Annotated in this window: 18 protein-coding genes; 11 read left to right on the top strand and 7 right to left on the bottom strand. The window is 68.5% G+C overall.

Features of this window, described 5'->3' with window-relative positions; translation table 11 throughout:
* Positions 1–39: 39 nt before the first annotated feature.
* Positions 40–1482 carry a coniferyl aldehyde dehydrogenase gene (locus tag ABFO07_RS03100; protein ID WP_059563700.1) on the top strand — a complete coding sequence of 481 codons (1443 nt, stop codon included), beginning with the start codon at positions 40–42 and terminating at the stop codon, positions 1480–1482.
* Positions 1483–1554: 72 nt separating this feature from the next.
* Here ABFO07_RS03100 and ABFO07_RS03095 read toward each other — a convergent pair whose 3' ends face one another.
* A complete protein-coding gene (locus tag ABFO07_RS03095; RefSeq protein ID WP_060015960.1) occupies positions 1555–2583 on the bottom strand; it encodes a serine/threonine protein kinase in 1029 nt (342 codons plus the stop codon).
* Positions 2584–2632: 49 nt separating this feature from the next.
* Positions 2633–2845: a hypothetical protein gene (locus ABFO07_RS03090; protein ID WP_006402972.1), complete on the bottom strand. Its 213-nt coding sequence runs from the start codon at positions 2843–2845 to the stop codon at positions 2633–2635.
* Between ABFO07_RS03090 and ABFO07_RS03085 the strand changes: the two genes are divergently transcribed.
* From ABFO07_RS03085 to ABFO07_RS03075, 3 genes are all read left to right on the top strand, one after another.
* Positions 2840–3184 carry a hypothetical protein gene (locus ABFO07_RS03085; RefSeq protein WP_347468285.1) on the top strand — a complete coding sequence of 115 codons (345 nt, stop codon included), beginning with the start codon at positions 2840–2842 and terminating at the stop codon, positions 3182–3184. The genes ABFO07_RS03090 and ABFO07_RS03085 overlap by 6 nt on opposite strands.
* 345 nt (positions 3185–3529) lie before the next feature.
* Positions 3530–4396: a DMT family transporter gene (locus ABFO07_RS03080; RefSeq protein WP_059920397.1), complete on the top strand. Its 867-nt coding sequence runs from the start codon at positions 3530–3532 to the stop codon at positions 4394–4396.
* 289 nt (positions 4397–4685) lie between these two features.
* A complete protein-coding gene (locus tag ABFO07_RS03075; protein ID WP_059563758.1) occupies positions 4686–4871 on the top strand; it encodes a hypothetical protein in 186 nt (61 codons plus the stop codon).
* 91 nt (positions 4872–4962) lie between these two features.
* Here ABFO07_RS03075 and mgrA read toward each other — a convergent pair whose 3' ends face one another.
* Positions 4963–6006: an L-glyceraldehyde 3-phosphate reductase gene (mgrA, locus tag ABFO07_RS03070; RefSeq protein WP_059881900.1), complete on the bottom strand. Its 1044-nt coding sequence runs from the start codon at positions 6004–6006 to the stop codon at positions 4963–4965.
* 174 nt (positions 6007–6180) lie between these two features.
* On the opposite strand from mgrA, the gene ABFO07_RS03065 reads away from it, so the two are divergent.
* Positions 6181–6387 (top strand): DUF3185 family protein, encoded by a 207-nt coding sequence (locus ABFO07_RS03065; RefSeq protein WP_059563696.1) that lies wholly within the window; start codon positions 6181–6183, stop codon positions 6385–6387.
* A 163-nt stretch (positions 6388–6550) separates the two neighbouring features.
* Here ABFO07_RS03065 and ABFO07_RS03060 read toward each other — a convergent pair whose 3' ends face one another.
* Entirely contained in the window at positions 6551–7321 is a 771-nt protein-coding gene (locus ABFO07_RS03060) for a phytanoyl-CoA dioxygenase family protein (protein ID WP_059563695.1), read from the bottom strand.
* 358 nt (positions 7322–7679) lie between these two features.
* Here ABFO07_RS03060 and ABFO07_RS03055 point away from each other — a divergent pair, with 358 nt between their 5' ends.
* A complete protein-coding gene (locus ABFO07_RS03055) occupies positions 7680–8021 on the top strand; it encodes a hypothetical protein (RefSeq protein ID WP_059881902.1) in 342 nt (113 codons plus the stop codon).
* A 70-nt stretch (positions 8022–8091) separates the two neighbouring features.
* Here ABFO07_RS03055 and metK read toward each other — a convergent pair whose 3' ends face one another.
* On the bottom strand, positions 8092–9279 hold the full coding sequence (gene metK / locus ABFO07_RS03050) for a methionine adenosyltransferase (RefSeq protein ID WP_017334589.1): 1188 nt from the start codon (positions 9277–9279) through the stop codon (positions 8092–8094).
* Between the two features lie 226 nt (positions 9280–9505).
* Here metK and lpxL point away from each other — a divergent pair, with 226 nt between their 5' ends.
* The gene (gene lpxL, locus ABFO07_RS03045) at positions 9506–10429 is read left to right on the top strand and encodes a lauroyl acyltransferase LpxL (protein WP_260427436.1); all 924 of its coding nucleotides are present in this window, start codon (positions 9506–9508) and stop codon (positions 10427–10429) included.
* A gap of 19 nt (positions 10430–10448) precedes the next feature.
* Here the strand turns inward: lpxL and ABFO07_RS03040 are convergent, their stop codons facing one another.
* Both ABFO07_RS03040 and ABFO07_RS03035 read right to left on the bottom strand, forming a co-directional pair.
* Positions 10449–10751, bottom strand: a complete 303-nt coding sequence (locus ABFO07_RS03040; protein WP_059563692.1) for a HigA family addiction module antitoxin — start codon at positions 10749–10751, stop codon at positions 10449–10451.
* Positions 10752–10764: 13 nt separating this feature from the next.
* Positions 10765–11043 (bottom strand): type II toxin-antitoxin system RelE/ParE family toxin, encoded by a 279-nt coding sequence (locus tag ABFO07_RS03035; protein ID WP_060015956.1) that lies wholly within the window; start codon positions 11041–11043, stop codon positions 10765–10767.
* A 414-nt stretch (positions 11044–11457) separates the two neighbouring features.
* Between ABFO07_RS03035 and dapF the strand changes: the two genes are divergently transcribed.
* From dapF to ABFO07_RS03015, 4 genes are all read left to right on the top strand, one after another.
* Positions 11458–12327 (top strand): diaminopimelate epimerase, encoded by an 870-nt coding sequence (gene dapF, locus ABFO07_RS03030; protein WP_059960034.1) that lies wholly within the window; start codon positions 11458–11460, stop codon positions 12325–12327.
* A 34-nt stretch (positions 12328–12361) separates the two neighbouring features.
* Complete coding sequence (locus tag ABFO07_RS03025) at positions 12362–13087, top strand: DUF484 family protein (RefSeq protein WP_059563689.1); 726 nt, start codon at positions 12362–12364, stop codon at positions 13085–13087.
* A 23-nt stretch (positions 13088–13110) separates the two neighbouring features.
* Positions 13111–14031: a tyrosine recombinase XerC gene (gene xerC / locus ABFO07_RS03020; RefSeq protein ID WP_059563688.1), complete on the top strand. Its 921-nt coding sequence runs from the start codon at positions 13111–13113 to the stop codon at positions 14029–14031.
* A gap of 79 nt (positions 14032–14110) precedes the next feature.
* Positions 14111–15319 carry a class I SAM-dependent rRNA methyltransferase gene (locus ABFO07_RS03015; RefSeq protein WP_059563687.1) on the top strand — a complete coding sequence of 403 codons (1209 nt, stop codon included), beginning with the start codon at positions 14111–14113 and terminating at the stop codon, positions 15317–15319.
* Positions 15320–15375: the final 56 nt, after the last annotated feature.

The raw sequence follows: 15375 nt of genomic DNA, 5'->3' as shown, positions 1-15375 counted from the left end.
CTGCTGGCCGCCGCGCCACGCCCCACTGGAGGAGACGACATGAAGAACGATCTGCCCGAACTCGCGCCGCACGAGAACGCCGCGATCGCCGCGCTGACGCCGCTGCTGCAAGCACAGCGCGCCGCCTACCTGCGCGCGCCGTATCCCGACTGGGAAACCCGCGCGAAGCACCTGCGCGCGCTGCGCACGATGCTGATCGACCATGCGGACGCGCTCGCCGACGCGATCAGCGCGGATTTCGGCCATCGCGCGAAGCAGGAAGTGCTGCTGTCGGAAATCTGGATGGCGAAGGAAGAGATCGACGAGGCGCTCAAGCACGGCAAGCGCTGGATGAAGCCGATGCGCAAGGCGATGAACAAGTGGCTGCGGCCCGCGCGCGCGAAGGTGATTCCGCAGCCGCTCGGCGTGGTCGGCATCGTCGTGCCGTGGAACTATCCGGTGCTGCTCGCGGCCGGCCCGCTGATCTGCGCGCTCGCGGCCGGCAACCGCGCGATCGTCAAGATGTCCGAACTGACGCCGCGCACGTCCGCGCTGTTCGAGCAGCTGATCGCGAAGACCTTCGAGCGCGATCACGTCGCGGTCGTCAACGGCGATGCGGACGTCGGCGCCGCGTTCAGCGCGCTGCCGTTCGACCACCTGCTGTTCACCGGTTCGACGCAGGTCGGGCGGCACGTGATGCGCGCGGCGGCCGAGCACCTCACGCCCGTCACGCTCGAACTCGGCGGCAAGTCGCCGGCGATCGTCGGGCCGAACGCGCGCTTCGACGCGGCCGTCGATGCGATCGTCGCCGGCAAGACGCTGAACGCCGGGCAGACCTGCATCGCGCCCGACTACGTGCTGCTGCCGCGCGGGATGGAAGCCGCGTTCATCGAGCGCGCCCGCGCGCGGCTCGCGAAGATGTATCCGGATTTCGCGCGCAACGCCGACTACACGACGATCGTGTCGGACCGGCATTTCGCGCGCCTGCAGCAGCTCGCGAACGATGCGCAGGCGGCCGGCGCGCAACTGCACCCGCTCGCGGATGCGTCGTCCGATCCGGCAACGCGCCGCTTCGTGCCGTGCGCGGTCACGCACGTGAACGCCGCCACGCCGCTGATGCAGGAAGAGATCTTCGGCCCGCTGCTGCCGCTCGTGCCCTATGAGCGGCTCGACGAGGCGATCGCGTACGTGAATGCACGGCCGCGCCCGCTCGCGCTGTACCTGTTCGACGAAGACGCGGGCACGGTCGATCGCGTGATGCACGAAACGATCTCGGGCGGCGTATCGGTCAACGAAACGCTGATGCACATCGCGTGCGGCAGCATGCCGTTCGGCGGCGTCGGTGCGAGCGGGATGGGCGCATACCACGGCTACGACGGCTTCGTGACGTTCTCGAAGATGAAGCCGGTGCTCGTGCAGGCGCGCCTGAACGCGCGCAACCTGCTCGCGCCGCCGTACGGCAAGCGCTTCGCCGCACTGATCAAGCTGATGCTGAAGTTCTGAACGGCGCGCGCCGCGCGAGCGCGTGGCGGCCCGCACTCGGCGCACTGCCGCGCCGGCGCGGGTGCGCGTGCATCACACGGGCCAGAGCGGCCCTTCCTGCATCGCGCCGATCTGCTCGCGCAGTTCGAGCACGCGCGCTTCCCAGTAGCGATGCGTGTTGAACCACGGGAACGCGGCCGGGAACGCGGGATCGTCCCAGCGCCGCGCGAGCCACGCGGCATAGTGGATCAGCCGCAGCGTGCGCAGCGCTTCGACCAGATGCAGCTCGCGCGGCTCGAATTCGCAGAAATCCTCGTAGCCGGCGAGCAGGTCCGCGAGTGCGCGCGACGCGCCCGGGCGATCGCCCGGCAGCAGCAGCCACAGATCCTGGATCGCGGGCGCCATCCGGCTGTCGTCGAAGTCGACGAAATGCGGGCCCGCATCGGTCCACAGCACGTTGCTCGGGTGGCAGTCGCCGTGGGTGCGCAGCAGGCGAAGGTCGCCCGCGCGCTCGAACGCGGCCTCGACGCCTTCGAGCGCCAGCGCGACCGCGGTTTCGTACGCGGGCCGCACATCGGCGGGAATGAAATCGTGCGCCAGCAGGTAGTCGCGCGGCTCGTAGCCGAACGTGCGGATGTCGAGCGTGGGGCGAGCTACGTACGGCTCGGTCGCGCCGACCGCGTGGATGCGGCCGATGAAGCGGCCGAGCCATTCGAGCGTATCGCTGCGGTCGAGATCGGGCGCGCGGCCGCCGCGCCGCTCGAAGATCGAGAAGCGAAAGCCGTCGAACGCGTGCAGCGTGCGGCCGTCGAACGTGCGCGCCGGCACCGCCGGAATCTCGCGTGCGGCGAGTTCGGCGACGAACGCGTGTTCCTCGAGGATAGCCTCGTCCGACCAGCGTGCCGGGCGATAGAACTTCGCGACGATCGGCGGGCCGTCTTCGATGCCGGCCTGGTAGACGCGGTTTTCGTAACTGTTGAGGGCGAGCAGGCGGCCGTCGGTGCGCAGGCCGGCCGGCATCAGCACGCTGTCGAGCGCGTCGAGCACGCACTCGGGCGTGAGACCGGCAAACGGCGGCTCGGCGGAAGGCGTGGCGGAGGTGACTTCGTTCATGCCCGGCATTGTGCCGCCTGCCGGGCAGAAAGACGAGCGTCCGGCAATGCGCGAACGCTCAGTGAATGGCCGCGCCAGCCGGCAGCACGGATTCGCCCGTGTCGATCAGGTCCTCGAGAAAGAACGGCTCGGTGTTGAGTTCCTTCGACTCGCCCGGCACGCCCGCGTACCAGGTCACCATCGCCATGTCGCCCAGAATGCGCTGGACGATGCCGCGCGCGCCCTTCGGCACCGCGATATGGGTTGTGCAGACAATCGACCCGACATGCATGATGTTTCCCCACTCCTGAATCCCGAGGCCGGCCACGTCATCGGCCGGCAGATGCACGACACGCGCCGCCGTCGATGCGGCAACGCGTATCCCATTGTTCATGGTTTATCGAAGCGCGAAAAGAAGAAGAAGCAGGCAAGACGCCGCGAATTCGTCGAATGTCTCCAATCAACCACTGCGCCGCCCGTGTGCTTGCACCGGCGACACCCCCATCATACCCTGTCGAATGTGACCGCCCGGCGCGCGCGTATTCGGCCGTGGTTCACGCCGTGGTTCACGCCGTGGTTCACGCCGTGGTTCACGCCGCGGTTCGCGCCGTGGTTCGCAGTCGACGCGTGACGTCGACACGCCGGTTGCCGCACGCGTCCGTGTTGCTGTACCTTTGAGCTTCGTTCGCTTTCCACCGTATTCCTCCGCCGCGATGCCTGCTTTCATGCCCGCCCTTCCGAAGTCCCGGTCGCCGCTCGACGCGCGGCCGCGGGCGTGCGCGCATCCGTCTGCACCGCCTCCCCCTGTCGCACCGACGCTCGTCGGCGCGGCGCCGCCTCCCCCGGCGGCGTTCGCCGGCTGACTGCCGGCCCCGGTTTCCGCTTCCATTCGCCAGCCCGCCGTTCGTGCGTCGTGACGCACGGCGCCGCGCGCGTGCGCATGGAACGTTCTCATCCGTTCGACAGGTGGAATCACATGTTCACGTTCAAACGCGCGCTCGCCGCGCATGGGGCGACGTCGCTCTTCGTGCTGCTCTGGAGCAGCGGGGCGATCTTCGCCGAACTCGGTCTGCGGCATGCGTCCGCATTCGCGTTCCTCACCGCGCGCTTCGCGCTCGCGTCGCTCGTGCTGTTCGCGTTGTCCGCCGCGCGCGGGCGCTGGCTGCCCGCGCCGGGCGAACGCCGCATCGCGGTCGCGACCGGCGTGCTGCTGATGGGCGGCTATTCGATCTTCTATCTGCTCGCGCTCGAACGCGGCATCGCGCCTGGCGTGCTCGCGACGATCCTCGGCGTGCAGCCGATCCTCACGCTCGCGTTCGTCGAGCGGCGCTGGCAGGCCACGCGCATCGCGGGGCTCGGCCTCGCGCTCGCCGGGCTGGCGCTGGTCGTGTGCCGCGGCATCGGCGGCACGGATATGCCGATCGCCGGCATCGCCTGCGCGCTCACCGCGCTCGTCGCGCTGACCGCCGGCGCGCTGCTGCAGAAGCGCGTGCGCTCGGCGCCCGCCGACGTGCTGCCGCTGCAGAATGCGATCGGGCTGGCGCTGTGCGCGGCGATCGTGCCGTTCCGGCCGATCGCGTTCGACACAACCTGGGCGTTCGTCGTGCCGCTCCTGTGGCTCGGCATCGTGATCTCGGTGGTCGCGCAACTGCTGTTCTACCGGCTGATGCAGCGCGGCGACCTGGTCAACGTGACGAGCCTGTTCTACCTCGTGCCCGTCGTCACGACGCTGATGGACACCGCCTGGCTCGGCAACCGCCCCGAGCCGCTCGCGCTGGCCGGCATGGGCGCGATCGTCGCAGGCCTGGTGCTGGTGTTCCGCGCACCCGCCGCTCGCGGGTAACCGGACGGGCCGCCTGCCGGCGACGGCGGGCGGCCCGCGGCGCGATGGCCGCGCGCGTTCGGCGGGCCGTCGGGCCGCGAGCCAGGAAAGTCATACGAAAGCAAAGCGCAAGGTTTGCGTTGAATTCGCGGCCGAAATCGGCATTTCCTTGCGTTTTCCCCTAGCTTTTTAATGGTTCGGATAGCGAAAAACGTCGCGGCGTTTCCTATACTCGAAAAGACCAGCCACCCCGCAATCGGGTCGGAGCACAACGAGACAGCCCCGCATGGGCCCGGCCAAGGAGACACGCATGACCACCTATTTCACGATCGGCGATTTCATCCTGCTGATTCCGATGGCGCTTGCCGGCGCGCTGTTCCTCGGCGCGGTGCCGTGCGCGACCCAATTCCGCCACAACCTGCTGCGCGTGCTGGGCATGATGCTCGGCGTCGGCGTCGCGGTGCTGCTGGTCGAAGGCCTGCCTGCGCTGATCTAGCGACGCGTCCCGCGCGCCGTTCCGTCGCCGCGACGGAACGGCCGGTCGAATTCGACGCGGCGGGCATGGCGCACGCCGCGTTTCCTGCCGGTCAGATCGCCTGATCGGTGGACGGTTTTTCCCACAGATTGATGCCGCCTTCCGTCGCGTCGCGATCGATCTCGGCGATTTCCTCGGCCGAGAACGTGAGGTTCTTCAACGCGCCGACGTTTTCGCGCACCTGCTCCGCGCGGCTCGCGCCGATCAGCGCCGACGTCACGCGCCCGTTGCGCAGCACCCACGCGAGCGCCATCTGCGCGAGGCTCTGGCCGCGACGCTCGGCGATCGCGTTCAGCTTGCGAACGTGTTCGAGGTTGTCCGCGCTCAGGTGGTCATCCTTCAGCGAGCCGCCGCCCGGCTTGTTGACGCGTGCGTCGGCCGGCACGCCGTTCAGGTATTTCGACGTCAGCAGCCCCTGCGCGAGCGGCGTGAATGCGATGCTGCCCGTGCCGATCTCGTCGAGCGTGTCGAGCAGTTCGCGCTCGACCCAGCGGTTCAGCAGGTTGTACGACGGCTGATGGATCAGCAGCGGCACCTTGTACGCCGCGAGCAGCGCGGCCATTTCGCGCGTCTTCGCCGCCGAGTACGACGAAATGCCGATGTACAACGCCTTGCCCTGCTGCACCGCCGCCGCGAGCGCGCCGGCCGTTTCCTCGAGCGGCGTGTGCGCGTCGAAGCGGTGCGAGTAGAAGATGTCGACGTAGTCGAGCCCCATCCGCGACAGGCTCTGGTCGAGGCTCGCGAGCACGTACTTGCGCGAGCCGCCGCCGCTGCCGTACGGCCCCGGCCACATGTCCCAGCCGGCCTTCGTCGAAATCAGCAGCTCGTCGCGATACGGCCGGAAATCCTCCTTCAGCAATCGCCCGAAGTTGGTTTCGGCGCTGCCGTACGGCGGCCCGTAGTTGTTCGCGAGATCGAAGTGATTGATGCCGAGATCGAACGCGGTGCGCAGGATCTCGCGCTGGGTCGAGATCGGCGTCGTGTCGCCGAAGTTGTGCCACAGGCCGAGCGACAGCGCGGGCAGTTTGAGCCCGGATCGGCCGCAGGTGCGGTATTGCATGTCGGCATAACGTTCGGAAGCTGCTTCGTAGGCCATGAGAATTTCCGTCAGAACGTCGATTGGCGCGCGCCAGCGCAGGCCCGGCCGGCGGCGAAGGGGTCGTGCGACGGATATGGTAGCGAACGCAGCCAAAGCGCGCACGGCGATGGACGCAGCCGCGACGCTCGCCTACACTGCGGCGTCTCGAATCACCGTTTCAGCGAGGTTTGTATGACCCGGGTCATCTCGGTTGCGCTGCTCGTCGGCGGCGTCGTGCTGCTGTATTTCGGCGGGCAGTCGTTCCACTCGATCAACGACGACGTGTCGCGCTTCTTCACCGGCTCGCCGGCAACGAAGACGATCCTGCTGATCGCCGGCGGCGCCGTCGCCTCGTTCGTCGGCCTGATCGGCCTCGCGATGCCGGGCAAGAAGCGCTGACGCCTGCGCCGCGGCAACGATGCCGCAGCGCAACCGCCCATGAAAAATCCCTGCCGGGCGCAGCCGCCGGGCAGGGATCATATCGAGCGCTTCGCGACGGGCGGCATGCGGCGCCAGCCGCCGCCCGCGCGAATCGGCCTCTAGACGGGCCCCAGCGCCAGCCCTAGAACCGCACTTCCGGCGTCGCCGCCGAGCGCGTGCCCGCAATCGGCCGGTTGCTTTCGCCGTGATACGTGAACACGAGCGAGAACTTCACCTGGTCGGAACGGTTCTGCCCGGCCGAATGCAGCGTGTTGCAGTGGAAGAACACGACGTCGCCGGCGGCGAGCGGCGGGCACGTCGCCGCGTCGATCATCTTCCGGTTTTCCGGCAGGTCGCTGCGGAAGAACTTCGCGTCGTCGAACGCCTGCGCGCCGAACTCGGCGGTATGCGAGCCCGGCACCAGCCACAGCGCGCCGTTCTCGTTCGTTTCCGGCCCGAGCGCCAGCCACGCCGACACCATGTCCGAGCGCTCGAACGCCCAGTAGCGGAAGTCGCGGTGCCAGCCGGTGAGGCTGCCGTACGCGGGATGCTTCGTCATCATGCAGTTGTGATGCGCGCGCGACAGCACCGGCCGCTCGCCGAAATACGCGTGCATCCACTCGCCGATTTCCGGTGCGATCGCACGCTCGGCGAATGCCGGATCGCGCGCGTACGCATCGAGCAGCCGCCGCACCGTGTGACCGCCGGGCGCATGCTTCGACTCGGGCGCGCCCGGATAGCGCAGGTCGGCCTCGAATTCGATCGGCTGCGCAGCTTCCTGCAACTGTCGCTCGGCAATCCGCTTCAGCGCCGCGCACTGCTCCGCGTCGACGAGGCCGCGGGCGATCACGAAGCCGCGTTCGCGCAGTTCCGCCACCTGCGCCCGAATCAAATCCGACTGCAATGAAGACATGGGATGCTCGATGTATTTCTTGTGAATGTTTCGATTGTAAAACGGCGCCGGATGGTGCGCGCAGCATCAATGTCGTGCGCAGGGAATTGCCGGCCGGCAATTTGATCCACAGCAAGGGAACTGTGCGCCGCCGCGGTGGCCTCAGCGACAGGCAGTATGTAATGCATGCCTTGCGGCACAAGGGTTATCCGCGACTTTTGCCCGTCACGAATCCCCTGTAGCCTGACGCGGCCTGTCAGTTCTGGCGGGCGCGGCGCGCAGCGACATTGGATACCATGCGCTGCGCCATCCGAGGCCGTTACATATCAGTGCGCTCGTCAAGGGCGCCATCCATTCAAGCAAGCAAAGCATCGTTCACATGCCATTCCGTCTGACTTCCCGTCTCAGCCGCGCTGCGAAGCGCGTCGTGCCGTCCGCCCCGCTTCGTCCGCTGCGCCATCATCGCGCACGCGCGCAGGCGCTCGCCGTGCACCCGCAGGCGCACGCACGGCTCGACGGCATCCGCGCGTGGTTTCACGCATTCTTCTCGATGATGGGCACGCAGGCGTTCGCGCGCCGCGCGGGCCTGCGCTCGCTGCTGCAAAAGCCGTCGTCGCTGCGCGCGCTTGCGCTGCGCCGTGCGAACGGCCCGCAGCGCCGGGTCAACCGCCCGCGCCGCCTCGCGGCAAGCACCGGCTGGTTCGCGTTCGCGGCACGCTGACTCGCGCGGCGCACGCAGCCATAAAAAAACCCCGGCCTGGCCGGGGTTTTTCGTTTCGGGCAGCGGACGCTTACGCGACGCGCACTGCCGGCTCCACACCGGCCGCTTCGGCCAGCGCGAGCGCCTTGTCGGTCGCTTCCCACGAGAATTCCGGCTCTTCGCGGCCGAAGTGGCCGTAGGCGGCGGTCTTCTCGTAGATCGGGCGCAGCAGGTCGAGCATCTTGATGATGCCCTTCGGGCGCAGGTCGAAGTGCTCGCGCACGAGCTTCGTGATCGTCGCGTCCGACACGCGGCCCGTGCCGAACGTGTTGACCATCACCGAGGTCGGCTCGGCGACGCCGATCGCGTACGACACCTGGATCAGCGCGCGCGACGCGAGGCCGGCCGCGACGATGTTCTTCGCGACGTAGCGGCCTGCATAGGCTGCCGAACGGTCGACCTTCGACGGATCCTTGCCCGAGAACGCGCCGCCGCCGTGCGGTGCGGCACCGCCGTACGTGTCGACGATGATCTTGCGGCCCGTCAGGCCGCAGTCGCCCTGCGGGCCGCCGATCACGAACCGGCCGGTCGGGTTCACCAGGAACTTGATGTCGCCCTTGATCAGCTCGGCCGGCAGCGTCGGCTTGATGATCTCCTCGATCACGGCTTCGCGCAGCGCCGGCAGCTCGATGTCCGGTGCGTGCTGGGTCGACAGCACGACGGTGTCGATCGAATCCGGCTTGCCGTCGACGTAGCGGATCGTGACCTGCGACTTCGCGTCCGGGCGCAGCCACGGCAGGCGGCCGTCGCGGCGCAGGCTCGCCTGGCGCTCGACCAGGCGGTGCGACAGGTGGATCGGCAGCGGCATCAGTTCCGGCGTTTCGTCGCACGCGTAACCGAACATCAGGCCCTGGTCGCCCGCGCCCTGGTCGAGGTTGTCGTCGTGCGCGCGGTCGACGCCCTGCGCGATGTCCGGCGACTGCTTGTCGTACGCGACGAGCACCGCGCAGCCCTTGTAGTCGATGCCGTAGTCGGTGTTGTCGTAGCCGATGCGCTTGATCGTGTCGCGCGCGATCTGGATGTAATCGATGTTGGCCGTCGTGGTGATTTCACCGGCCAGGACGACAAGACCCGTGTTGCACAGCGTTTCAGCGGCAACGCGCGAGTATTTGTCTTGAGCGAGGATGGCGTCGAGAATCGCGTCCGAGATCTGGTCAGCGACCTTGTCCGGATGGCCTTCGGAAACGGATTCGGAGGTGAAGAAATAATCGTTTGCCACTTTTTCAGGCTCCTGTGTGGTTACGGTTGGTATCACGTAGCCAGCTTCGTTGGGGCCTGAAGCGGCGACGCTTTAGCGGATTACCAGTACCGGGCAGCGCGCTTCGCGCCAGCCGGCTTCGCCCCGCAAGTTGTCAGTTAACTCGGCGAAGCCCGTATTATAGCGGCTTTCCAGAATTGTCACAGAGCATTGCCGTGCTGCTTCTTCCGCTGTCATTCAACCCCGTTTGCAATGTGCCGGCCCGCCGGAGTCATGGAGGTTCCGCATGCTAGGCCGCCTCGGCACGTATCTCGCCATCGGCTTCCTGAAACTGCTCGCGCTCCTGCCGTACGGCCTGACCGCACGGCTCGGCGACGGCCTCGGCTGGCTGCTCTACCAGATCCCGAGCCGGCGAAAGCGCATCGTACACACCAATCTGAAACTCTGCTTCCCGGATTGGAGCGACGCGCGCCGCGAGGAAATCGCCGGCCAGCACTTCCGCCACGCGATCCGCAGCTACGTCGAGCGCAGCGTCCAGTGGTTCGGCTCCGCGAAGAAGCTCGAGAAGCTGATCGAGATCGACAGCGCGGTCGACCTCACCGATCCGGACCTGCCGCCGACGCTGTTCCTCGGCCTGCACTTCGTCGGCATCGAGGCCGGTTCGATCTGGCTCAACCGTTCGCTGCAGCGCCGCTGCGGGTCGCTGTACCAGCCGTTCTCGAACCCGGTGCTCGAGGAAGCCGCGAAAGCGGCGCGCGGCCGCTTCGACGCCGAGATGGTCGGCCGCGCGGACAGCGCGCGCGTGGTGCTGCGCTGGCTGCGCGACCGCAAGCCGGTGATGCTCGGCGCCGACATGGATTACGGGCTGCGCAACTCGACGTTCGTGCCCTTCTTCGGCGTGCCGGCGTGCACGCTGACGGCGGTCGGCCGGCTCGCGAAGACGGGCCGCGCGCAGGTCGTGCCGTTCATCGGCGAGGTGCTGCCGAACTACAAGGGCTACCGGCTGAAGGTCTTCAAGCCGTGGGACCACTATCCGACCGGCGACGACGATCTCGACGCGCGACGGATGAACGAATTCCTCGAAGAGCAGATCCCGCTGATGCCCGAGCAGTACTACTGGGTCCACAAGCGCTTCAAGACGCGCCCGCCCGGCGAGCCGAGCGTCTATTGAGCGCGGCATGCAGGCGCCGTCAGGTTCGCGCCTGCGCCCGCATCACTTTCGGCATGCCCTTCGCGCGCGCCTGCCACAGGTCGTAGGCGGCCTGCTGCGCGAGCCAGAGATCCGCGCGGCCGCCGTTTTCCTCGCCTAGCCAGCCCTCGATCCGCAGCGCCATTTCGGCCGAGATGCCGGCATGGCCGTGCAGCACGCGGGATAGCGCCGCCCGGGTCACGCCGAGTTGCGCCGCGGCCTCGGTGACGGTCAGTCCGAGCGCCGGAAGCACGTCCTCCCGCAGCGTTTCGCCCGGATGCGGTGGATTGAAAATGCGTGTCATGCCTTTGGTGACCTCAGTGGTCGTCCTGGTAATCGACCAGAACGGCGTCGGGCCCTTCGAACCTGAAAGTCAATCGCCAGTTGCCGTTGACGCTGACGGCGTAGTGGGCGGCCAGCGAACCCTCGAGCCGGTAAAACCGCCAGCCCGGCACGTTCATGTCGAGCGGCGCGCCCGCCGCGTCGAGCCGGGCGAGCTGGCGCCGCAGCCTCGGTGCATGGTCGGGCCGGATGCCCGCCTTGCTTCCGTTCCGAAAAAACGGTTCCAGTCCCTTGTGTTGCCATGACTTGATCATGGACCTCCTGCACGCAGGTCGCGATGGCCAGTGGCCTCGCACGCGCGAGCGTATAGCCACGCTATACGACCCGCCTCGTTCGTTGGTCAAACTGCCCGCAATCGCCGCACCGCAGGCCGCGCGACACCGGACGCATTGCGCGGCGCGCACGATTTGCCACCAGCGCCAGCGCCAGCGCCAGCGCCCAACGCCCAACGCCCAACGCCCAACGAGCCTAAAACCAGCCTTCCCGTCGCCACAAGCCGCCCATTCGGCCATCGCAACTCCTTCCGACCGCATTGCGCGAAGCCATCCCGCCCCCCGCCCGCGCGGGACGCCCATGGCCGCTGCATGTATCATTCGCGGTTGAGATCAGCACGCCGAAGCAGGCTGCCCGGCACGCTGAGCCCCCCCAATTGCAACGGAACACCCGCAGTGAAGCTCTCGTTCACCAAGATGCACGGCGCCGGCAACGACTTCGTCGTGCTCGACGGCTACTCCAGCGAACTGCCGCCGCTCACCGAAACGCAGGTGCGCGCGCTCGCGAACCGCCATTTCGGCGTCGGCGCCGACCAGTTGCTGCTGGTCGAGAAACCGACCGTCGACGGCGCGGACTTCAAGTACCGGATCTTCAATTGCGACGGCGGCGAAGTCGAACATTGCGGCAACGGCGCGCGCTGCTTCGTGAAGTTCGTGCTCGACAAGCGCCTGACCGACAAGCGCAGCGTGCGCGTCGAAGTCATGAAGGGCCTGATCACGCTGACGATGCAGGACAACGGCGAAGTCGTCGTCGACATGGGCGCGCCCGTGTTCGAGCCGGCGCAGGTGCCGTTCGACGCATCGGGCCTCGAAGGCCGCCCGGAAGGCCGCGATACGCTCTGGCCGCTCGACGTGAACGGCGCCGCGCGCTGGATCTCGACGGTCTCGATGGGCAACCCGCACGCGGTGCAGGTGGTCGACGACGCCGAAGCGTATCCGGTGCTCGCCGAAGGCCCGCTGATCGAACGTCACGCGCGCTTCCCCCAGCGCGTCAACGCCGGCTTCCTGCAGATCGTGTCGCGCCATGAAGTGAAGCTGCGCGTGTACGAGCGCGGCGCGGGCGAAACGCTCGCGTGCGGCACCGGCGCCTGCGCGGCGGTGGCGGCCGGCATCCGGCGCGGCCTGCTCGACACGCCGGTGACCGTGCACACGCACGGCGGCACGCTGACGATCAGCTGGGACGGCGCGCGCGACGAAACCGCCCCGTTGCTGATGGCGGGCCCCGCCACGACCGTGTTCGAAGGCGCGATCGACCTGGCTGCCTGACCCTTTCACCGTCCTGATTGAACGCTCCCGTCCCATGAACGATCGCGAAGTCGCCGACTACCTGCTCGCCAACCCCGAATTCTTCGCGCAGCACGCCGAACTGCTCGCCACGATCCGTCTCGCGAACCCGCACGGCAAGGCGGCGATCTCGCTGCAGGAGCGGCAGATGGAGATGCTGCGCGACAAGAACAAGCATCTCGAGCGCCGGCTCGCGGAGCTGGTGCGCTACGGCCACGAGAACGACAGCCTGTCGGCGAAATTCAGCCGCTGGACCGCGCGCGTGATCGCCGAGCGCGATCCGTACGCGCTGCCGCGCACGATCGCCGACGGCCTCGCCGACGTGTTCGACGTGCCGCAGACCGCGCTGCGCGTGTGGGACGTCGCCGACACCTATTCGCAGGCCGAATTCGCACGCCAGGTCGGCGAGGAAGTGCGCCTGTTCACGAACGGCCTGTCGACGCCGTACTGCGGCGCGAACACGGGCTTCGAGGCCGCACAGTGGCTCGCGCCGGTGCTCGCCGCGCCGGCCGCCAACGCGACGGACGGCAGCGACGCCGCCGCCGTCGGCGACGGCTCGGCCACCTCGGTCGCGCTGCTCGCGCTGCGCGCGCCGCAGGCCGGCGCCGATGCGCCCGCGTTCGGCCTGCTGGTGCTCGGCTCGCCGGACCCGCGCCGCTTCCACGAAGGCATGGCGACCGACTTCCTCGCGCAGATCGCGACGCTCGCGAGCGCCGCGCTTACGCGCCTGCTGCCGCACTGACACCGATCCAGGCCCGCCGCCCGATGCCCGACGATCCGATCGCCGCCTACCTGTCGAACCTGAAGCACGTCAGGCAGCTGTCGGAGCACACGCTGCGCGCGTACACGCACGAGCTCGACGAACTGAAGAAGCTCGCCGCCGGCCGGCCGCTCGAATCGCTGAGCGCCGTCGACATGCGCGGCGCCGTCGCGCGCGCGCATGCGGGCGGGCTGTCGGCGCGCTCGATCTCGCACCGGCTCTCCGCGTGGCGCGCGTTCTACCGCTGGCTCGCGCAGCGCATCGAGATGCCCGCGAACCCGGTGGCCGCGGTGCGGGCGCCGAAGCGCGCGAAAACCTTGCCGAAGGCGCTGTCGGTCGACGACGCGTCGGCGCTGATGGAAGCGCCGCTGCCCGCCACGACCGAAGGCCTGCGCGACCACGCGATCCTCGAGCTGTTCTACTCGTCGGGCCTGCGCCTGGCCGAGCTGATCGGGCTCGACGTCATGTACACGCAGGCGGACGGCTATCGCTCCGAAGGCTGGCTCGACCTCGCCGAAGCCGAGGTCACCGTGCGCGGCAAGGGCAACAAGGAACGCAAGGTGCCGGTCGGCCGCAAGGCGGTCGACGCGCTGAACGCGTGGCTCGCGGTGCGCGGCGAGTTCGTGAAGCACGACCCGCATCCGCTGTTCCTGTCCGTGCGCGGCAACCGGATGTCGCCGGGCGTCGTGCGCGAGCGCGTGAAGCGCGCGGCGCTTGCCGCCGGCATTCCGGCGCACGTCCATCCGCACGTGCTGCGCCACTCGTTCGCGACGCACGTGCTGCAGTCGAGCGGCGACCTGCGCGCGGTGCAGGAGCTGCTCGGCCACGCGAGCGTCGCCGCGACGCAGGTGTATACGTCGCTGGACTTCCAGCATCTCGCGAAGATTTACGACAGCGCGCATCCGCGCGCGAAGAAGCGCGACTGACACGCGCGTCCCGTTTTTCCCCGCCGCGCGCGACGATCGACGTCACGTCCCGTCGCACGCGGCCCCATTCGATCCAGCCATGCAAACCGTCACTCTCAAGCCGTCCAAGGACAAATCGCTGCTGCGCCGCCATCCGTGGATCTACGCCAATGCGATCGACCGCGTCGACGGCAAGCCCGCGCCCGGCGCGACCGTCGTCGTGCGCGCGCACGACGGCCGTTTTCTCGCGCGCGGCGCGTACAGCCCGCACTCGCAGATCCGCGTGCGCGTGTGGAGCTTCGACGAGAACGAGCCGATCGACCACGCGTTCTTCAAGCGCCGCGTGCAGCGCGCGGTCGCGCACCGCAACACGATGATCGCCGGCACCGGCGCGGTGCGGCTCGTGTTCGGCGAGGCCGACGGGCTGCCGGGCCTGATCGTCGATCACTACGTCGAGGATTCCGGCGATGCGTCGCCGCGCGGCCAGCTCGTCTGCCAGTTCATGGCCGCGGGCGTCGAAGCATGGAAGGACGCGATCGTCGCCGCGCTGGTCGGCGCGACCGGCTGCCCGAACGTGTACGAGCGCTCGGACGTGTCGATCCGCGAGAAGGAAGGCCTCGAGCAGACGACCGGCGTGCTCGCCGGCGACGCGCCGCCCGCGACGCTGATCGCGAACGAGAACGGCGTGCGCTACCACGTCGACGTGCCGCACGGCCACAAGACCGGCTTCTACATCGACCAGCGCGACAACCGCGCGCTCGTCGCGCAATACGCGCACGAGCGGGACGTGCTGAACTGCTTCTGCTACACCGGCGGCTTCTCGCTCGCGGCGTTGAAGGGCGGTGCGAAACGCGTCGTGTCGATCGACTCGTCGGGCGACGCGCTCGCGCTCGCGCAGCAGAACGTCACCGCGAACGGCTTCGACGCCGGCCGCGCGAGCTGGCTCGACGCGGACGCGTTCAAGACGCTGCGCCGCCTCGTCGACGAAGGCGAGCGCTTCGACCTGATCGTGCTCGACCCGCCGAAGTTCGCGCCGACGCGCGACAGCGTCGACCGCGCGGCCCGCGCGTACAAGGACATCAACCTGAGCGGCTTCAAGCTGCTGCGCCCGGGTGGCCTGCTGTTCACCTACTCGTGCTCGGGCGCGATCGACATGGACCTGTTCCAGAAGATCGTCGCGGGCGCGGCCGCCGACGCGAAGGTCGACGCGCGGATCCTGAAGCGGCTCGGCGCCGGCGTCGACCACCCGCTGCTGTCCGCCTTCCCGGAAGGCGAATATCTGAAAGGGCTGCTGTTGCAAATCGTCTGATCGCCCGCATGTTGGCGGGCAGCCGCCTCCGCTGGTCGTTCGGACGAAGGGCGGGG

Origin of the sequence: Burkholderia stagnalis, from assembly GCF_039848545.1 — a bacterium.
Taxonomy (GTDB): domain Bacteria; phylum Pseudomonadota; class Gammaproteobacteria; order Burkholderiales; family Burkholderiaceae; genus Burkholderia; species Burkholderia stagnalis.
The sequence above is the reverse complement of the archived record's forward strand: the minus strand, read 5'-3'. Positions and strand labels throughout refer to the sequence as shown.

What these genes read in the sequence shown, in the direction of transcription:
- ABFO07_RS03100 (WP_059563700.1), top strand. Translation starts at nt 40, where the DNA reads ATGAAGAACGATCTGCCCGAACTCGCGCCGCACGAGAACGCCGCGATC.
- ABFO07_RS03095 (WP_060015960.1), bottom strand. Translation starts at nt 2,583, where the DNA reads ATGCCGGGCATGAACGAAGTCACCTCCGCCACGCCTTCCGCCGAGCCG.
- ABFO07_RS03085 (WP_347468285.1), top strand. Translation starts at nt 2,840, where the DNA reads ATGCATGATGTTTCCCCACTCCTGAATCCCGAGGCCGGCCACGTCATC.
- ABFO07_RS03090 (WP_006402972.1), bottom strand. Translation starts at nt 2,845, where the DNA reads ATGCATGTCGGGTCGATTGTCTGCACAACCCATATCGCGGTGCCGAAG.
- ABFO07_RS03080 (WP_059920397.1), top strand. Translation starts at nt 3,530, where the DNA reads ATGTTCACGTTCAAACGCGCGCTCGCCGCGCATGGGGCGACGTCGCTC.
- ABFO07_RS03075 (WP_059563758.1), top strand. Translation starts at nt 4,686, where the DNA reads ATGACCACCTATTTCACGATCGGCGATTTCATCCTGCTGATTCCGATG.
- mgrA (WP_059881900.1), bottom strand. Translation starts at nt 6,006, where the DNA reads ATGGCCTACGAAGCAGCTTCCGAACGTTATGCCGACATGCAATACCGC.
- ABFO07_RS03065 (WP_059563696.1), top strand. Translation starts at nt 6,181, where the DNA reads ATGACCCGGGTCATCTCGGTTGCGCTGCTCGTCGGCGGCGTCGTGCTG.
- ABFO07_RS03060 (WP_059563695.1), bottom strand. Translation starts at nt 7,321, where the DNA reads ATGTCTTCATTGCAGTCGGATTTGATTCGGGCGCAGGTGGCGGAACTG.
- ABFO07_RS03055 (WP_059881902.1), top strand. Translation starts at nt 7,680, where the DNA reads ATGCCATTCCGTCTGACTTCCCGTCTCAGCCGCGCTGCGAAGCGCGTC.
- ABFO07_RS03040 (WP_059563692.1), bottom strand. Translation starts at nt 10,751, where the DNA reads ATGACACGCATTTTCAATCCACCGCATCCGGGCGAAACGCTGCGGGAG.
- ABFO07_RS03035 (WP_060015956.1), bottom strand. Translation starts at nt 11,043, where the DNA reads ATGATCAAGTCATGGCAACACAAGGGACTGGAACCGTTTTTTCGGAAC.
- ABFO07_RS03025 (WP_059563689.1), top strand. Translation starts at nt 12,362, where the DNA reads ATGAACGATCGCGAAGTCGCCGACTACCTGCTCGCCAACCCCGAATTC.
- xerC (WP_059563688.1), top strand. Translation starts at nt 13,111, where the DNA reads ATGCCCGACGATCCGATCGCCGCCTACCTGTCGAACCTGAAGCACGTC.
- ABFO07_RS03015 (WP_059563687.1), top strand. Translation starts at nt 14,111, where the DNA reads ATGCAAACCGTCACTCTCAAGCCGTCCAAGGACAAATCGCTGCTGCGC.